The sequence below is a fragment of the Pseudonocardia sp. genome (assembly GCF_025465255.1).
Classification (GTDB): Bacteria; Actinomycetota; Actinomycetes; order Mycobacteriales; family Pseudonocardiaceae; genus Pseudonocardia.
Map to the genome: position 1 here is coordinate 1 of NZ_JAODNI010000041.1, position 17694 is coordinate 17694.

Annotated in this window: 14 protein-coding genes and 1 pseudogene; 2 read left to right on the forward strand and 13 right to left on the reverse strand. The window is 73.0% G+C overall.

Annotation, left to right across the window (positions count from 1 at the left end):
* Positions 1-209 precede the first annotated feature (209 nt).
* The 7 genes from murJ to JWP64_RS04130 all read right to left on the reverse strand — a co-directional run bounded on the left by murJ (position 210) and on the right by JWP64_RS04130 (position 9110).
* Positions 210-2123: a murein biosynthesis integral membrane protein MurJ gene (gene murJ / locus JWP64_RS04100; protein ID WP_297492405.1), complete on the reverse strand. Its 1914-nt coding sequence runs from the start codon at positions 2121-2123 to the stop codon at positions 210-212.
* A 58-nt stretch (positions 2124-2181) separates the two neighbouring features.
* Entirely contained in the window at positions 2182-3456 is a 1275-nt protein-coding gene (locus JWP64_RS04105) for a thymidine phosphorylase (protein ID WP_297492407.1), read from the reverse strand.
* Between the two features lie 64 nt (positions 3457-3520).
* Entirely contained in the window at positions 3521-3913 is a 393-nt protein-coding gene (locus JWP64_RS04110; protein ID WP_297492410.1) for a cytidine deaminase, read from the reverse strand.
* On the reverse strand, positions 3906-5090 hold the full coding sequence (locus JWP64_RS04115) for an ABC transporter permease (RefSeq protein WP_297492459.1): 1185 nt from the start codon (positions 5088-5090) through the stop codon (positions 3906-3908). The genes JWP64_RS04110 and JWP64_RS04115 overlap by 8 nt, the downstream gene beginning before the upstream one ends.
* 83 nt (positions 5091-5173) lie before the next feature.
* A complete protein-coding gene (locus JWP64_RS04120; RefSeq protein WP_297492412.1) occupies positions 5174-6274 on the reverse strand; it encodes an ABC transporter permease in 1101 nt (366 codons plus the stop codon).
* Positions 6271-7848 carry an ABC transporter ATP-binding protein gene (locus JWP64_RS04125; protein WP_297492414.1) on the reverse strand — a complete coding sequence of 526 codons (1578 nt, stop codon included), beginning with the start codon at positions 7846-7848 and terminating at the stop codon, positions 6271-6273. The genes JWP64_RS04120 and JWP64_RS04125 overlap by 4 nt, the downstream gene beginning before the upstream one ends.
* Positions 7849-7985: 137 nt before the next feature.
* Entirely contained in the window at positions 7986-9110 is a 1125-nt protein-coding gene (locus JWP64_RS04130) for a BMP family ABC transporter substrate-binding protein (protein WP_297492416.1), read from the reverse strand.
* 212 nt (positions 9111-9322) lie between these two features.
* Between JWP64_RS04130 and JWP64_RS04135 the strand changes: the two genes are divergently transcribed.
* Positions 9323-9760 (forward strand): SRPBCC family protein, encoded by a 438-nt coding sequence (locus JWP64_RS04135; protein ID WP_297492461.1) that lies wholly within the window; start codon positions 9323-9325, stop codon positions 9758-9760.
* A 320-nt stretch (positions 9761-10080) separates the two neighbouring features.
* Positions 10081-10638, forward strand: a pseudogene (locus JWP64_RS31375) (serine hydrolase); the annotation flags it as partial.
* A gap of 189 nt (positions 10639-10827) precedes the next feature.
* On the opposite strand, the gene yhjD reads toward JWP64_RS31375, so the two are convergent.
* The 6 genes from yhjD to JWP64_RS04165 all read right to left on the reverse strand — a co-directional run bounded on the left by yhjD (position 10828) and on the right by JWP64_RS04165 (position 17662).
* Entirely contained in the window at positions 10828-11892 is a 1065-nt protein-coding gene (gene yhjD / locus JWP64_RS04140) for an inner membrane protein YhjD (RefSeq protein ID WP_366889363.1), read from the reverse strand.
* A gap of 27 nt (positions 11893-11919) precedes the next feature.
* Positions 11920-12951, reverse strand: coding sequence for a tryptophan--tRNA ligase (gene trpS, locus JWP64_RS04145; RefSeq protein WP_297492418.1), 1032 nt, complete (start codon positions 12949-12951; stop codon positions 11920-11922).
* Between the two features lie 56 nt (positions 12952-13007).
* Complete coding sequence (locus tag JWP64_RS04150; protein WP_297492420.1) at positions 13008-13919, reverse strand: winged helix-turn-helix transcriptional regulator; 912 nt, start codon at positions 13917-13919, stop codon at positions 13008-13010.
* Between the two features lie 289 nt (positions 13920-14208).
* Entirely contained in the window at positions 14209-14382 is a 174-nt protein-coding gene (locus tag JWP64_RS04155; protein WP_297492423.1) for a hypothetical protein, read from the reverse strand.
* A gap of 103 nt (positions 14383-14485) precedes the next feature.
* The gene (locus JWP64_RS04160; RefSeq protein WP_297492425.1) at positions 14486-17089 is read right to left on the reverse strand and encodes a bifunctional FO biosynthesis protein CofGH; all 2604 of its coding nucleotides are present in this window, start codon (positions 17087-17089) and stop codon (positions 14486-14488) included.
* 81 nt (positions 17090-17170) lie between these two features.
* Positions 17171-17662 carry a YbaK/EbsC family protein gene (locus JWP64_RS04165; RefSeq protein ID WP_297492427.1) on the reverse strand — a complete coding sequence of 164 codons (492 nt, stop codon included), beginning with the start codon at positions 17660-17662 and terminating at the stop codon, positions 17171-17173.
* Positions 17663-17694 lie beyond the last annotated feature (32 nt).

Below are 17694 nucleotides of genomic sequence, written 5' to 3' on the forward strand. Positions count from 1 at the left end.
GCCCAGGCCCCGCCGCCGCCGCCCCGCCCGGCCCAGCGCCGCGCGAGCCGCGCCCGGGCGACGGTGAAGAGCCCGAACGGCCACTCCGCCGCGGACACCGTCACCGAGGACCCCGACGACTGAGCCGGCCCGCCCTGCTGACCTTCACGAACGGCACTTTCGCTCATACCTGTTGAGCGAAAGTGCCGTTCGTGCGTTCGCAGGACGGCTCAGGCGCGGACGCCGGGGAGCCTGCGCCAGAGGGGCCCGAGCTCCTTGAGCTTCAGCAGCCTCATCCCGACCAGCATCAGCGGTGCCGACACGAGCAGCGCGACGACGAGCAGCACCCACGCCGTCCCCGCGGTCCCCAGGTCCAGCCCGAGCGCCTCGATCCCCCGGACCACGGCGTAGGCGATCGCCCCGCCGACCAGCGACGCGACGAGCGTGCGCCACGTCGTCGAGAGGACCTCGCGGCTGCGTACATGCCCGAGCCGGCGGGCGATCAGGAACTGCCCCAGGACCGCGCCCACCACGAACGACAGGCTGTTCGCCAGCCCCAGCCCGAGCACCACGTTCTCCGGGGAGAACACGGCCGGGGCGAGGACCAGCAGCGGGATCTTCACCGCGACGATGACGAGCTGGACCAGCGTCGGCGTCCGGCTGTCGGTGAGCGCGTAGAACACCCGCAGCTGCAGCAGCGTCACGGCGTAGGGCAGCAGCCCGAACGCGGAGACGGCCAGCGCGAGCCCCAGCTTGGCCGCGCCGCCGCCGGAGTTGCCGGCGCCGAGGGAGAACAGCGCCAGGCCGACGTGGGTGCCGAAGAAGGTCAGCAGCACCGAGATCGGCACCAGGAAGACCGCGGACAGCCGGCTGCCGAGCGAGAGGTCGCTCACGACCTCGTCGAAGCGCCCGTCGGCCGCGGCGCGGCTCATCCGGGGCATCAGCGCGGTCAGCAGGGACACCCCGAGGACGCCGTACGGGACCTGCAGGAGCAGCCAGGCGTTGCTGTAGATCGCGACGGCGCCGGGGTCCGCGCTCGAGCCGACCCGCGTGGTCACGATCAGCCCGGCCTGCCCGATCAGGACGTAGGCGACGACCCACAGCGCCAGCCCGCCGGCGGAGGTCAGCCGCGGGTCCCACCCCCACAGGGGCTTGAACGAGACGCCCAGCTTCCGCATCGACGGCAGCAGGACGACGGCCTGGACGACGATGCCCAGCGTCGTGCCGAGCCCCAGGACGAGCAGCTTGGTGTCGCCCATCCGCACCGGGTCGAGGCTGATCTCACCCGGCACGAGCGCGTAGACGGCCAGGACCGCCAGCACGACGACGTTGTTCAGCACCGGCGCCCAGGCGAACGGCCCGAACACCCCCTTGCTGTTCAGGATCGCCCCGAGCAGCGCGCCGATCCCGTAGAAGAAGATCTCCGGCAACAGCAGCACCGCGAACGCCGTGGCCAGCTCGGGGTTGGCGTTCTCCGTCGTCTGGCCGCCGAGGTACAGCTCGACGAGCGGTCCGGCCGCCAGCATCGCGACGACCGTCGCCACCAGCAGGGCCACGCCGGCGGTGGTGAGGAGCTTGCGGGTGTAGGCCTCGCCGCCGTCCGGGTCCTCCTTCTGCGCGCGGACCAGCAGCGGGATCATCACGCTGGTCAGCACACCGCCGAGGAGCAGCTCGTAGACGATGTTCGGCAGGGTGTTCGCGACCGTGTACGAGCTGTTGACGAGCCCGAACGACAGCACCGCGACCAGCGCGATCTGCCGCAGGAACCCGGTGACCCGGCTGGCCAGGTTGGCGACCGCCATCAGGCCGCTGGACCGCATGAGCGACGGCGCGGGCCTGCCTCCGACGGGCGCGATCCGCTCCGTCGGGCGGTCGTCCTCGAAGCGCTCGGTCGGGCCGTCGCCCTGCCGGGCGAGCTGCTCGGTGGGGGCGTCGTCGTCGAGGGAGCCGTCGAGGGGGCCGTCGTGGACCGCGTTGGGGCCGCGCCGCCAGGGCGGCGGGATCGGGCGCCGAACCGGGCCCGGGCTGACCGCCCCGCCGGGAGGCCGGGTGCCGGCCGGGACCTCCCAGCGCCCACCGGCAGCCGGAGCCGGCCCTCCGGGGTGGGGGGCTTCGGGTGTCGGGGGGCTCGGCTGGTCGCGCATCACCTGCCATCGTGCCGGACGGGTGACGTGGCGTCCCGACCCGCCTGTCGATCGGCTCTCAGCGGAGGGCGTCGATCAACAGCCGCGGGCGTTCGGCCGGCTCCTCCGACACGACCAAACCGGAGGACAGCGCAGCGCGGGCCCCGGCGACCGCGGCTGGCGTGTCCGTGTGCAGCTCCAGCAGCGGCTGCCCGGCCTCGACCTCCTCCCCGACCTCGACGAGCAGCCGGACGCCCGCACCGGCCTGCACCGCGTCCTCCTTGCGGGCCCGGCCGGCCCCGAGCCGCCACGCCGCGATCCCGACGGCCAGCGCGTCGCAGGTCGAGAGCACCCCGGATCGCTCCGCGACGACCGGCTCGACGTGGGCCGCGACGGGCAGCGGCGCGGACGGGTCCCCGCCCTGCGCCGCGATCATCCGTTCCCACACCTCGTAGGCCGCGCCCGAGGCGAGGACCGCGGCGGGGTCGGCGTCGAGGCCGGCGAGCGCGAGCATCTCCCGCGCCAGCGCGACCGTCAGCTCGACGACGTCCGCCGGCCCGCCGCCGCGCAGCACCTCCACGGACTCGGCGACCTCCAGCGCGTTCCCGACCGTCCGGCCGAGCGGGACCGACATGTCCGTGAGCAGCGCCCGCGTCGGCAGCCCGTGGGCTCCGCCGATCGCGACCATGGTCCGGGCCAGCTCGGTCGAGCGGTCGAGGGACTTCATGAACGCCCCGGACCCGACCTTGACGTCCAGGACCAGCCCGCCGGTGCCCTCGGCGATCTTCTTGCTCATGATCGAGCTGGCGATGAGCGGGATGGACTCGACGGTGCCCGTGACGTCGCGCAGCGCGTAGAGCTTGCGGTCCGCGGGGGCGAGCGTGGGCGTGGTCGCGCAGATGACGACCCCGACGTCCGCGAGCTGCGCCGCGATCTCCTCGGCGTTGAGCGACGCCCGCCAGCCCGGGATGGACTCGAGCTTGTCCAGGGTGCCGCCGGTGTGCCCGAGGCCGCGGCCCGAGAGCTGCGGGACGGCCGCCCCGCAGGCGGCGACGAGCGGCGCGAGCGGCAGCGTGATCTTGTCCCCGACCCCGCCGGTGGAGTGCTTGTCGACCAGCGGGCGGCCGACGTCCGGCAGCGCGAGGACCTCTCCGGAGTCGATCATCGCCTGGGTCCACCGGGAGATCTCCTGTGCCTCCATGCCGTTCAGCAGGATCGCCATGGCCAGCGAGGCCATCTGCTCGTCCGCGACGTCCCCGCGGGTGTACGCGGCGAGCACCCAGTCGATCGCCTCGTCGGACAGGTGCCCACCGTCCCGCTTGGTGGTGATCACGTCGACCGCACTGAAGGTCACAGCGTGTCTTCCCTGTTCAGGCGGCCCTGTGCGCGTGGAACCTCGTTCTAGCGAGGTTTCCCGTTCACAGGGGGAGGTGGGTGGGGCCGAACGCGTCAGGCAGCGCGTCGGCGAGGGTGACGACGCCGCGGGGCGTGTCGAGCAGGCAGTCCGGGCCGCCGAGCTCGTAGAGGATCTGCCTGCAGCGCCCGCACGGCATCAGCAGCTCCCCCGTGCCCGAGCGGCAGGCGACGGCGACGAAGCGGCCGCCGCCGGTCAGCCGGAGCTGGCCCGCCATCGTGCACTCCGCGCAGAGGCCCAGGCCGTACGACGCGTTCTCGACGTTGCAGCCGGTCACGACGCGGCCGTCGTCGCACAGGGCGGCGGCGCCCACGTGCAGGCGCGAGTAGGGCGCGTAGGCCGAGCCCGCGGCGGTCACCGCGTCCGCACGCAGGGCGTCCCAGTCGACGTCAGTCACCTTCACCCTTCCGGTACTCGGCGCCGACCGCGGCCGGAGGTCTCAACCGTTGCGACGCCGCCGCCAGCACCAGGAGCGTGACGAGCTGCGGCGCGTAGGTCGCGAACTCGCGCGGGACGGTGTCGATCGAGTAGTAGACGAGGTAGACGAGGATGCCCGCCACCAGCGCGATCGCCGCGGACAGCCAGTTCCGCCGGGCCGCCCACACCACCGCGAGGACGACGGCGAGCAGCGTGCCGCCGTAGAGCAGCGCGTGCACCGCCTCGCCCCCGGCGCGCAGCTGCAGGCCGTCGACGTAGCCGAAGAGCGCCGCACCGCCGAGCAGGCCGCCCGGCCGCCAGTTGCCGAAGATCATCGCGGCGAGGCCGATGTAGCCGCGGCCGCCGGTCTGGTTCTCCAGGTAGCCCAGCTGCCCGGGGTTGAGCACCAGCGCCGCGCCGCCGAGGCCCGCGAGCCCACCGGAGATCAGGACGGCGAGGTACTTGTGCCGCACCACGTCCACGCCGAGCGACTCCGCCGCCACCGGGTTCTCCCCGCACGAGCGCAGCCGCAGGCCGAACCGGGTGCGCCAGAGGATCCAGTAGCTGAGCGGGACGAGCGCGAAGGCGATGATCACCAGCGGCGTGAGGCCGGAGAGGATCCCACCGAGCAGGCCGGCGACGTCGGAGAGGAACACCCGTTGTTGCTGCTCCACCGCTTCCAGCCCGTCGGCGAGCGGCTGGATGGAGAACTCGCTGAAGCCGGGGACCTTCGGGGACTCGCGCGGGTTGCGGGAGATCGGCTGGAAGACCAGCGTCGCCAAGTACTTCGTCAGGCCCAGCGCGAGCAGCGTGATCGCGACGCCGGAGACGATGTGGTTGACGTTGAACGTCACGGTCGCGACGGCGTGCAGCAGGCCGCCGAGCGCCCCGAACACAAGCCCGCCCACGAGCGCGGCCCAGGGCCCCCACTGGTAGCCGGCCCACGCCGCACCCCAGGTGCCGAGGACCATCATCCCCTCGAGGCCGATGTTGATCACGCCCGCGCGTTCGGACCAGAGGCCGCCGAGGCCGGCGAGCAGGATCGGCAGCAGCAGCCGGACGGCCGCCTGCGCGGTGCCGGATGACGTCAGCTGGATCTGCCCGGTCAGCGTCGCGGTCACCGACAGGATCACCAGGCCGATGGCCACGACGACCATCGGCCGGGCCCAGCGTGGGATGCCGAGCCGGCGCGGGGGCTTCGAGGTGGGCGGGACGCCGGGGGCGTCGAGCACGGTGTCGCTCACGACGACACCCCCTCCGGCGACGGCGCCTTTGCGTTCGCCAGCGCCCTGAGCTGCGCCGCCACCCGTCTCTGCTCGGCGGCGAGCTCGTAGCGGCGGACGATCTCGTAGGCCACGACGACCGACAGCACGATCAACCCCTGCATGATCAGCAAGATCTCCCGGGGCACCCCGACGACGTCGAGGGCCACCGCGGACTTGTCCAGGAACGCCCACAGCAGCGCGCCGATCGCGATGCCGACGGGGTGGTTGCGGCCCAGCAGGGCGATCGCGATGCCGGTGAAGCCGTAGCCCTGCGGCGACGTCAGCGTGTAGGCGTAGTCCCGGCCGAGCAGCTCGGGCAGGCCCGCCAGGCCTGCGACGGCACCGGACATCAGCAGCGCGATCAGGACCATCCGGCGGGCGTCGACGCCACCGGCCGTCGCGGCCGAGGGGGACTCGCCGGAGGCCTTGAGCTCGAAGCCGAACCGGGTGCGGCCCAGCAGGAACCAGTAGCCGGTGCCGAGCGCGGCGACCACCAGGATCATCCCGAAGATCGTCCCCGAGCTGCCGAGGTGCAGGCCCGGGAAGTGCCCGGACTCCGGGATCGGCGGGGTGGTGATGTTGTTGCCGCTCAGCGCGCCGAACGTGTCCGGACGGATCAGGAACGCGATCAGGCCGGTCGCGACGGCGTTCAGCATGATCGTCGAGATGACCTCGCTGACCCCGCGGTAGGCCCGCAGCACCGCCGGGATCGCCGCCCACAGGGCCCCGACGAGCGCCCCGACCAGGATGATCACGATGGTCCGGATCACCGGCGGCAGCGGCACGGTCCCGCCGACGATGGCCGCGACGCACGCGGCGAGCCGGTACTGGCCCTCGACACCGATGTTGAACAGCTTCATCTGGAAGCCGATCGCGACGGCGAGCGCGACGAGGTAATAGATCGCCGCGCTGTTCAGGATGTCGACCGCGGTGGTGCCCTGGCCGACCTGCGTGATCATCACCCGCAGAGCCGTGAGCGGCGAGTCCCCGCTGATCAGCAGGGCCACCGCGCACAGCAGCGCGGAGAACACGACGGCCAGCGCCGGTGCGACGAGCACCGTCCGGACGCGGGTCACGAGCCCTCCTTCGCGAGGTTCGGGCCGGAGCCGGCACCGGTCATCGCCGTGCCCAGCTCCTCGGGGGTGACGGTGGAGGGGTCCGCGGTGGCGACGAGCCTGCCGCGCAGGATCACCGCGATCGAGTCCGAGAGCCCGATGAGCTCGTCCAGGTCCGCGCTGATCAGCAGGACCGCGAGCCCTCGGGCCCGAGCCTGCCGCAGCTCCTCCCAGATGCCCGTCTGCGCGCCGACGTCGACGCCGCGGGTGGGGTGGGAGGCGATGAGCAGCACCGGGTCCCCGGACAGCTCCCGCCCGACGACGAGCTTCTGCTGGTTCCCGCCGGACAGGGCGGCCGCGTGCACGTCGACGCCGGGGGTGCGGACGTCGAAGTCGGCGACGATCCGCTCGGTGTCCCTGCGCGCGGCCGCCCGGTCGATCAGCGGTCCGCGGGCGATCGGCGGGCGGCTCTGGTGGCCGAGGATCCGGTTCGCCCACAACGGCTGCGACGCCAGGAGGCCGTGCCGGGTGCGGTCCTCCGGCACGTAGCCGATCCCGGCCTCGCGCCGGTGCAGCGTCGAGGCGTGGGAGATGTCCCTCCCGCCGAGCGTGATCGTGCCGTGCGCGCCGCGGCGCATGCCCATGATCGTCTCGACGAGCTCGGTCTGCCCGTTGCCCTCGACCCCGGCGATGCCCAGGACCTCACCGGCGTGCACGACCAGCGAGACGTCCTCGAGCACGTGGCGGCCGCCGTCGTCGGCCGCCAGGGAGAGCTGTGAGACCGTCAGCACCTCGCGGTCGGTGACCGTGGACTCCCGGGTCTCCGGGGTCGGGAGCTCGCTGCCGACCATCATCTCGGCCAGCTGCCGGCTGCTCACCGCCTTCGGGTCGGCGGTGCCGACGGTGGTGCCGCGACGGATCACGGTGATCGTGTCCGCGATGGCCCGCACCTCGTCTAGCTTGTGGGAGATGAAGAGGAACGTGTAGCCGTCGGCACGCATCGTGCGCAGGGTGTCGAACAGGTCGTCGACCTCCTGCGGGACCAGCACGGCCGTCGGCTCGTCGAGGATCACCGTGCGGGCGCCGCGGTAGAGGACCTTGAGGATCTCCAGCCGCTGCCGGTCCGCGACGCCGAGCCGCTCGACCAGCATCCCCGGGTCCACCCGCAGGCCCACCGTCCCGGCCAGCTCCTGGATCCGGGCCCGGGCCTTCGCGCCGATCCCGTGGGAGGCCTCGGCCCCGAGCAGGACGTTCTCGGCGACGGTCAGGTTGTCCGCCAGCATGAAGTGCTGGTGGACCATCCCGATCCCGGCCCGGATCGCGTCCGCCGGGGAGCGGAACCGGACCTGCCGCCCGTCGACGGTGATCGTGCCCTCGTCCGGCGGCTGCATGCCGTAGAGGATCTTCATCAGGGTCGACTTGCCGGCCCCGTTCTCCCCGCACAGCGCGTGCACCTCACCGGTGCGCACCCGCAGGTGGATGTCGCTGTTGGCGACGACGCCGGGGAAGCGTTTCGTGATGCCTGCCAGCTCGACGGCCCACTCCCCCGCAGTCGATCCCCCAGGCCCGGCACCGCTGTTGCCGCTCGCGGTCATGCCCCCACTCTCTCGTGATCGTTGGCCCGGCCGCAGCGCGAGGGCGCAGCCCGGACGACGCCGCAGCCCGAACGACGAGCGGGGCGCGGGAGCCACCGAGAAGGTGTCTCCCGCGCCCCGCCCCGTACGGTGCGTCCCTACGACGTCGGCGTGGACGACACGGTGACGGACCCGTTGATGATCGCGTTCTTGTACGCGTCCAGGTCGCCCTTGACGTCGTCGACCTTGCCGCCCGAGGTGGAGAAGCCGACGCCGTCGACCTTGAGGTCGAAGCGCTTCGGCAGGGTCGAGGTGTCACCCGCGGCGACCGCGTTGATGTAGTCGTAGACCGCGACGTCGACGCGCTTGAGCATCGAGGTCATGATGACGTCCCTGACGTCGGTGAGCTGCGGCGAGTTGTACTGGTCGCCGTCGACGCCGATGGCCAGCTTGTTCGCCGCCTTGACGGCCTGGAACACGCCCTGCCCGGACGCACCCGCCGCGTGGTAGATCACGTCCGAGCCGGCGTCGAGCTGGCCCTTCGTGATCTCCGTGGCCTTGGTCGGGTCGTTGAAGCCGGTGAAGTCACCCGCCGGGCTGATGTACTTGACGTCGACCTTGACGTTCGGCGCCACCGCCTTCGCGCCCTGCTCGAAGCCCGCCTGGAACTTCTGGATCAGCGGGGTCTCGACGCCGCCGACGAAACCGACGGAGCAGGACGTCGTCTTGAGCGCGGCCGCCGCGCCGACCAGGAACGAGCCCTGCTCCTCGGCGAAGACGAGCGGGGTGACGTTCGGCAGCGTGACCGTGTCGTCGTCGACGATGCCGAACTTGACGGCCGGGTTCTCCGTCGCGACGGTCTTGACCGCGCTCGCGTACTTGAAGCCGACCGCGATGATCGGGTTGAAGCCGCCGGACACGAGCTGGCGCAGCCGGCCCGCGGCCGCGTCCTCGCTCTCGTTCGGCGCGGCGCTCGTCTCGGAGGTGTTGCCCTGCTGCAGGCCCAGCTGTGAGATCGCGCGCTCGAGGCCGGTGGCCGCGGCGTCGTTGAACGAGGCGTCCCCGCGACCGCCGATGTCGTAGGCCAGGCCGACCTTCAGGGCGCTGGCGTCCGCCGGGGCCGGGGCCGGAGCGGTGCTCGCCGGCCCGGTGCCCGCTGCGGGAGCGGCATTCCTGGTGCAGTCCGTCCCGGTGCCGCCGGTTCCGCCGCCGCTGCTGCCGGTGTCCCGGGCACAGCCACTGACCACCAGCGCGCTGGCGAGTGCCGCCGTCAGCAGCACCATGCCTCGTCTCATCCGCACTACCGCGTTCCCCTCGTCCAGTCCGCGTGCGCCGCATGATCGGGCGCGATTGGCGGGACGCTAGCCCAGCACTCCGGCGGTTCACCTGATCGTCCTGCGGGCGTGACCGAATCGTCGACTCCGTTGCGTAGTCGACTTTGACGCAACGCAACCGGCAGGATGTGAGCCGACGAAGGGAGATCACTGTGGATGAAATGGACATCGAGGTCGCGGCGGCGCCGGAGGTCGTCTGGGCGCTGGTCACGGACATCACGCGGACGGGCGAGTGGAGCCCGGAGAGCACCGGCGGCGCGTGGCGCGGCGGAGCGGACGGCCCGGCGGTGGGCGCCCGCTTCGTCGGTTCCAACCGGCACGGACCGATGCGGTGGCGGACGCACTGCACGGTCGTCGAGTGCACGGAACCGAAGGCGTTCGCGTTCACCGTGGCGGAGAACGGGATGACCTGGGGCTGGCGGCTCGAACCGACCACGGCCGGGACGCGGCTGACCCAGTGGCGGGACCGGACCGGGCGGCTGACCCTGCTCGCGCGGATCGCGGTGGCGAGCGGGGTGCTCGGGAAGGACCGGGAGGAGCTGATGGTGGACGGGATGAGACGGTCGCTGGAGGCGATCAAGGCGACCGCCGAGGCCTGACGCGGGGGCTCGCCCGGGTTCTCCGGCTCCACGCGCGCCGACCCGCCCCACGCCCGCGGTCGACCGTGCGCGTCGGGCGGGAAGGCGCCCGGGCCACCTCGTCGTGCCGGCGACGCGCGCCGGCTGCGTCACCCGATCGCGTCGGGTCGGACGGCGCGCGTGGGCCGTAGGGTCGGTCCGTGCGAAGGCCGCCCTGGGTGCTGGGCGCGCTGGTGCTGGCTCTGGTGGCCGTCGCGCCCGCGGCCTGGGCCGCGCCGGGGGTGTGTGCCGGGCACGAAGCGCCGAGCGGGCCGCCCGCCCGGGAGGAGGCCGGCCCGGTCGTGCGCCCGTCCCGGTCCCGGCGGGCCCCGTCGGCGGCGAGGCCCTCGGCACCTGCGGCGACGCCGTCCCCGCCGGGGCTCCCCCGCCCCCACCGGTCCGCGCGACGGGGTGGGTCGTCGCGGATCTGGACACCGGCGCCGTGCTCGCCGCACGACCCGCACGGCCGCCAGCGGCCGGCGTCGACGCTCAAGATCCTGACGACGCTCGTGGTCCGCGAACGGCTGGACCTCGACGCCGTCGTCGTCGCCGCGCCGGAGGACGTGCAGGTCGACGGCAGCCGCGCCGGGATCGGGCCCGGCGGCAGCTACACGGTCCGGCAGCTCCTTTCCGGGCTTCTGCTGAATTCCGGCAACGACACCGCGAACGCCCTGGCCCGCACCCTCGGCGGCGTCCCGGCAGCGCTCGAGGCGATGCAGGCCAAGGCGTCCACACTGGGCGCGCTCGACACCCGTCCCGGCTCCGTGTCCGGGCTCGACGGGCCGGGGATGTCGACGTCCGCGTACGACCTGGCCGTCCTGTTCCGGGTCGCGCTGCGGGACCCGACCATCCGCGAGCTGGTCGGGACGAGGAGCGTGCCGTTCCCCGGGGCGACGGGGCTACCTCGACTCGCACAACCGGGGAGCGCGACTCGCGCCACCGAAAACGCCGACTCGCGCGGCTTGAGAGGGCGACTCGCGGGGCTGAGATCCCGACTCGCGAGGGGAAGACGAGGGCGCGGCTGTCCGGCGGCGAGGGAGGTGGCGCGGTCAGCGGCGGCGGCTGAAGGCGCGGAGGCCCAGGAGGCCGGTCACTACGCCCACGCCGACGAGGCCGACGGCGGCGCGGGGGGTCGGGCCGGAACGGACGACGACCTCGGGGCGGATGATCGCCGGGGCCGGGACGTCGGCGGGCTCCTCCTGCTCGTTCTCCTTCGCCGTCGCGGCCCAGGCCGTGACGAAGAGGATGAACCGCGAGGTGAAGAACGCGAAGACCAGCAGACCGATGATCGGGCCGAACGCGGCGCCCGCGGGCGAGCTCGTCACCGACGCCAGGTAGTACTGCATGATCTGCTTGAGGATCTCGAAGCCGATCGCGCCGATGAGTGCGGCGCGCATGGCGCTCCGGACGGCGACGGGAGCCCGGGGCAGCCGGGCGATCACCCAGAGGAACACCACCCAGTTCGCGGCCAGGCCGAGCAGGATCCCGAGCACGCCCAGCAGGAACCGTGCCCAGCCCTGGTCGGCCAGCCCGACCAGTCGGAGCAGCGTCTCGGCGAACGCGCTACCCGCCGCGGAGACCCCGAACGACGCCACCAGCGCGAGGCCGAGACCGACGAGGGCAAGCAGGTCGAAGAGCAGCCGCTTGATCACGTTCGGCGTCTCCGGCGGCTGGGCCCACTGCTCGGACAGGGCCTCCCGGAGGTTGCTCATCCAGCCGATGCCGGAGTAGAGCGCGCCGACCAGGCCGAACACCCCGACGGCACCCGCCTGCGCGATCGCCTGGTTGATGACGTCGTTGACGGTCTGCCCGAGCTGGCCCGGCACCTGTTTGCCGATGCTCGCCTGCAGCTGCTGCAGCAGCGCGGGCTGGCTGCGCAGGATGAACCCGGCGATCGCGAACGCCACCATCAGGATCGGGACCAGCGCCAGCACGCTGAAGTAGGTGATCGCCGCGGCGTAGTGGTCGCCGTGGCGGTCCGTGTAGCGCTCCCCGGCCCGGACGAGGTGGTCCAGCCACGGGTACTTGGCGCGCGCCTTCTGCAGGGCGGTGGGTTCGTCGCGCTGGTCCGCGTCGTCGTCCGGCTTCGTCGCGGTGGTCGAGTCGGCGGCCACGCCCTCACCCCATGTCTGGTCCCCGGGTCACCTTCCTGCCGGCGGCAGGAAGCCGATCTTCTCGTACACGGCCGCCAGCGTCGCGCCGGCGACCTCACCCGCCCGGGTGGCTCCGCGGGCGAGCACCCGGTCGAGCTCCGCCGGGTCCCTGAGATACGTCCGTACCCGTTCCGCCAGCGGTTCAACGAACTCCGCGACGACCTCGCCCAGGTCCTTCTTCAGGTCCCCGTAGCCCTTGCCGGCGTAGTCGGCCTCCAGCTCGGCGACCTTCCGGTCCGTGAGGGCGGAGTAGATCGTGAGCAGGTTGGAGATGCCGGCCTTGTTCTCCGGGTCGAAGCGGATCTCCCGCTCGTTGTCCGTGACCGCGGAGCGGATCTTCTTCGCGGACGTCTTCGGCGGGTCCAGCAGGTCCACGATCCCGGACGGCGACGACGCGGACTTGCTCATCTTCGACGTCGGATCCTGCAGGTCCATGATCTTCGCGATGCCGGCCGGGATGTACGGCTCGGGCACGACGAACGTCGTCCCGTACCGGGTGTTGAACCGCTGCGCGAGGTTGCGGGTGAGCTCGAGGTGCTGGCGCTGGTCCTCGCCCACCGGCACCCGGTCGGCCTGGTAGAGCAGGATGTCCGCGGCCTGCAGGACGGGGTAGGTGAACAGCCCCACCGTCGCACGGTCCGTGCCCTGCTTCGCGGACTTGTCCTTGAACTGCGTCATCCGGCTGTCCTCGCCGAAGCCCGTCAGGCAGTTCAGGACCCACTGCAGCTGCGTGTGCTCGGGCACGTGGGACTGGACGAACAGCGTGCAGCGGCCCGGGTCCAGGCCCAGCGCGAGCAGCTGCGCGGCGGCGTTGCGGGTGCGCGCGGCGAGCGTCTTCGGGTCGTGCTCGACGGTGATCGCGTGCAGGTCCGGCACGAAGTAGAACGCGTCGTGGTCCTCCTGCAGGTTCACCCACTGCCGGACCGCGCCGAGGTAGTTGCCGAGATGGAACGAGTCCGCGGTCGGCTGGATGCCGGAGAGCACCCGGGGGCGGGACGGAGCGGGGGTCGGTCCGGTCATGGGTCCAGTCTCCCAGCCCCGTCGAGCGGCTTGTGCCGGGGTGAAGCGGAGCGGTGTCAGGCGACCGGGGACGGCCTCAGCGTCCGTCGCTCGTACGGCACCCCGCACGCGGCACAGGTCAGTACAGGCCGCAGGACGTGCCCGCAGGCGGTGTGCCGGATGACCAGTGCCGGCCGGGCCCCGTCCGCGCCCATCCAGCGATCCGCCCAGGCGAGCAGGCAGGCGAGGATGGGGAACGTGGCCAGACCCCGCTCGGTGAGCTTGTAGCCCCCCTTGGGCGAGGGACCGAGGACGTCCATGGCGACGAAGCGGCGCAGCCGGTCCGTCAGCACGTCCGGCGAGACGTCCATGAACCGCTGGAAGTCCGAGAAGGTACGGACCCGCAGGGCCGCCGCCGCGAGCACGGCCGTCCCCCACCGATCCCCGATGATCTCCATGGCCCCGGGGAACAGCGACATCGGATCCGACGGCAGCGCCTTGCGGGTGCGCCGCGGGTGCAGCCGGGCGGGCAGCGCCGGGAGCAGCGGGACGCCCGGCTCACGCGTCGTCACGGTGTCCCGCAACCCGACCGGCCGGTGGCAGTCCCCGCAGGTCAGCAGGACGTCCCGGCCCTGCCCGCAGACCGTGTGCAGAGGGTCCGGCAGCGGCACCTCGCGCGGGACCCACCGCCGTTCCCACGCCCAGATCGCGGCGAGCAGGGACCACGTGTCCGCGCCGCGTTCGGTGAGCGTGTACTCCATCCGGGAGCGGCCGCCGTCCCGGTAGGGGCGGGTCGCGAGCAGCCCGGCCTCGGTGAGCGACCGGAGCCGGCCCGACAGGGTCGAGTGCGAGATCCCGAGCACATCGCGCCACTGCGCGTACCGCCGCGCGCCGAGGTGCGCGCGCTGCAGGATCAGCAACGTCCAGGTGTCCCCGAGCAGCGCCAACGCCCTGTCCGTCGTGCCCGGCAGCTCCGGGAGCACGCACACCGCGTCCGACCCCGGGGACCGCGGAAGGGTCGGCGTCGGGGCCGGCGGGCTCGCGTCGGACGACTCGATGAGGGCTTCTCTCTTGACCCGGGGGGCGACGGGATCGTAGCGTCATGCTGGCTCTGTCGATCGAAGTCCGCGAGACGCCGGGGGGCGTCGCCTCCCCACCACAGGTGGGTGACAGCGACTCGATCGGCCGGGCGGTTCGGGTTCACCTGAGGACCCGGATCCACCGACCACTGGGGGGTCGGGCGGGGTGGGGGCGGTCGCGGTGGGTCCGCGACCGTTCTCACTCGCCGTCGTCAGGGATCTCCGGGTCGTCGGTCCGGCTCGTCGCGCGGTGCAGCGTCACCACACCCTTGTCCAGGTCGATCGGGCCGATCCGCCACGTGTCGCCGTCGCCGGCCTCGGCGGACTCGTCATTGATCTTGGGAGTCGGGAACAGCTCACCGAATGCGGCCATGAGTCCACCGTACGCGAGGAACGCGCAGGTCAGCAGGGCCGCGCGCCGATCGGTGCCACGCGCGCGACCGAGCGCGAGCGTGGCGCCGTGCGGCGCGCGTGGATCAGGCCGGGGCGAGCGGCAGGGACAGCGGGAGCGTCGGGCGGAGCCGCGCGGGAGTGCCCCGGTAGGTCGTGCTGCGCTGGCGCACCGGGCGCCCGGCGGCCGCGGCGATCGCCGCCAGCTCCTCGACGGAGCGCTCGGAACCGTTCTCCGAGCCCGCCATCCGGCTGATCGTCTCCTCCATGAGCGTGCCGCCCATGTCGTCCGCGCCGCCGCGCAGGATGTCCGCGGCGAGGTCGTCGCCGAGCTTCACCCAGGAGCACTGGACGTGGTCGATCCGGCCGTGCAGGGCGAGCCGGGCGAACGCGTGGACCGCGCGGTTGTCCCGCTCGGTGGGGCCCGGACGGGCCAGCCCGGCCAGGTAGATCGGCGCGTTGGTGTGCACGAACGGCAGCGGGACGAACTCGGTGAAGCCGCCGGTGCGGTCCTGGATCGAGGCCAGCGTGCGCAGGTGCCCGAGCCAGTGCCGCGGCTCGTCGACGTGCCCGTACATCATCGTCGACGACGACGGGATCCCCAGCTCGTGCGCGGTGGAGACCACCTCGATCCACTGCGACGACGGCAGCTTGCCCTTGGTCAGCACCCAGCGGACCTCGTCGTCGAGGATCTCTGCGGCGGTGCCCGGGATCGAGCCCAGCCCGGCCGCCTTCAGCTCCTGGAGCCACTCCCGCACCGACACCCCGGCCTTCGACGCCGCGGACACGATCTCCATCGGCGAGAACGCGTGGACGTGCATCCCCGGGACGGCCTCGTGCACCGCGCGGACCAGGTCCGCGTAGAAGGTCACCGGCAGCTGCGGGTCGATGCCGCCCTGCACGCAGACCTCCGTCGCTCCGTCCCGCGCGGCCTCCGAGGCCCGCGAGGCGACCTCGTCCAGGGAGAGCCGGAAGGCGTCCGCGTCCCGCTCGCGCTGGGCGAACGCGCAGAACCGGCACCCGACGTAGCAGACGTTGGAGAAGTTGATGTTCCGGTTGATCACGTAGGTGACGTCGTCCCCGACGACGTCACGGCGCAGCGCATCCGCCAGCCGGGCGAGCTCCTCCAGCGCCGGCCCCTCGGCGGTGAGCACGGCCATCGCCGCCGCCTCGTTCGCCGGGTCCAGCAGCCTCGCCGGGTTCTCCGCGGCCAGGTCGAGGCCCTCGCGGACGTCCCCCGACAGGCGCTCGGGAGCCCGCGAGCGCTGCTCGGCCAGCTCCGCCTTCAGCTCGTCCCAGTCCCCGTAGACCGACGCGAAGTCCCCGCGCCGGTCCTCGGTCCGGCCGGTGGTGTCGATCGAGGAGTTCAGGTCGATCCGACCGCTGGACTCGAACCCGCCGTCGGGCTCCTGCCACGGCCGCCCCTCGACCACCGCGTCCTCGTTCGCCAGCCCGGTCTCCGGGTCCGCCAGCGCGGCGACGTGGCCGTGCAGCCGGGTGTCGATCCACGGCGACCCCGCGAGCACGTACTTGGGGTAGGCGGTGAGCCGCTCGCGCAGGGTGAAGCCGGACTCCGCGGAGCGGGCCGCGAGCTCGTCGATCGCCGGCCAGGGGCGCTCGGGGTTCACGTGGTCCGGGGTCACCGGCGAGACGCCGCCCCAGTCGTCGATGCCGGCGCGGAGCATGAGCGCGAACTCCTCGCCGACGAGGTTCGGCGGCGCCTGCACCCGCATCTTCGGCCCGAGGACCAGGCGCGTCACCGCGATCGTGGCGGCGAGATCGTCGAGGTCCGCATCCGGGTCGTTCGCCATCGCGGTGTCCGGCTTGGCCCGGAAGTTCTGCACGATGACTTCCTGGATGTGCCCGCTCGCCCGTGCCGCGGACCGGATCGCGAAGATCGACTCGGCACGCTCGGTGCGGTTCTCCCCGATCCCGATCAGGATGCCGGTGGTGAACGGGACGCCCACCCGTCCGGCCTCGGTCAGGGCGCGGAGCCGGACCGCGGGCTCCTTGTCCGGACTGCCGTAGTGCGGGCCGCCGGGCTCGGACCACAGGCGCGTCGCGGTGGTCTCCAGCATCATCCCCATGCTCGGGGCGACGGGCTTGAGCCGCGTGAGCTCCTCCCAGCCGAGCACGCCGGGGTTGAGGTGCGGCAGCAGGCCGGTCTCCTCGAGCACCGCGATCGCGCAGGCCCGGACGTAGTCCAACGTGGAGTCGTAGCCGCGCTCGTCGAGCCACTCCCGCGCGGCGGGCCAGCGCGCCTCCGGGCGGTCCCCGAGGGTGAACAGCGCCTCCTTGCACCCGGCCGCCGCGCCGGCCCGGGCGATCTCGAGCACCTCGTCGCGCTCCAGGAACGCCGCGGGCAGCCGGTGCGGCACCGTGGCGAAGGTGCAGTAGTGGCAGCGGTCCTGACACAGCCGGGTCAGCGGGATGAACACCTTACGCGAGTAAGTGACCACACCCGGCCGCCCCGCGTCGACCAGGCCCGCGTCCCGGACCGTCGACGCCGCGTCCAGCAGCGCGTCGAGCTGCTCACCGCGCGCCGCCAGCAGCACCGCTGCCTCGGTGACGTCCAGGACCACCCCGTCACGCGCACGCCGCAGGGCCCGCCGGATCGCCGACTCCGACGGCAGCGGTTCGTCCGCGTCGTGCGCGCGAGGGGAGAACTGAGGGTCGGGAAGGTCCGCCATGGGCCCACCCTAGGTCGGCGCCCCGTGGTCGTCGAAGGACGGGAACGTCACATGTCCGGAGTCACGGATCAGGAATACCGCTCACGCCACGTCCGCGGGCTCCCCCCCGGTGACCCGGAGCAGCTCCGCGAACGTCGTCGGGAAGACGGCGTGCGCGATCCCACCCGCCGCCCAGATCTCGTCGAACACCTCGAGCGCGCGGTCCACGAGCGTGCGCAGCGGGGCCGGGTGTCCGACGGGCGCGACGCCGCCGATGACCTGTCCCGTGGCGGCCCGCACGAAGTCCGGGCTCGCGCGCGTCACCTTGCGCACACCGATCAGGGCGGCGACCTTGCCGGTGTCGACGCGGTGGGCGCCCGAGATGAGGACGAGCAGCGGCTCCCCGTCCGCGTCGAAGACCAGGGAGTTCGCGATCTGTCCGACCTCCACGCCGAGCGCCGCGGCGGCGGACGCGGCCGTGGTCACGGCGTCCGGGAGGACCCGGAGCCCGTCGACCGCGCGGTCCGCGGCCCCACCCGCGCGGAGGGCGTCGACGACGAGCTGGACGTTCCGATGCGTCGGCGAGTCACTCATGGGTCAGTGGACCACGGGCACCGGTGATCGGT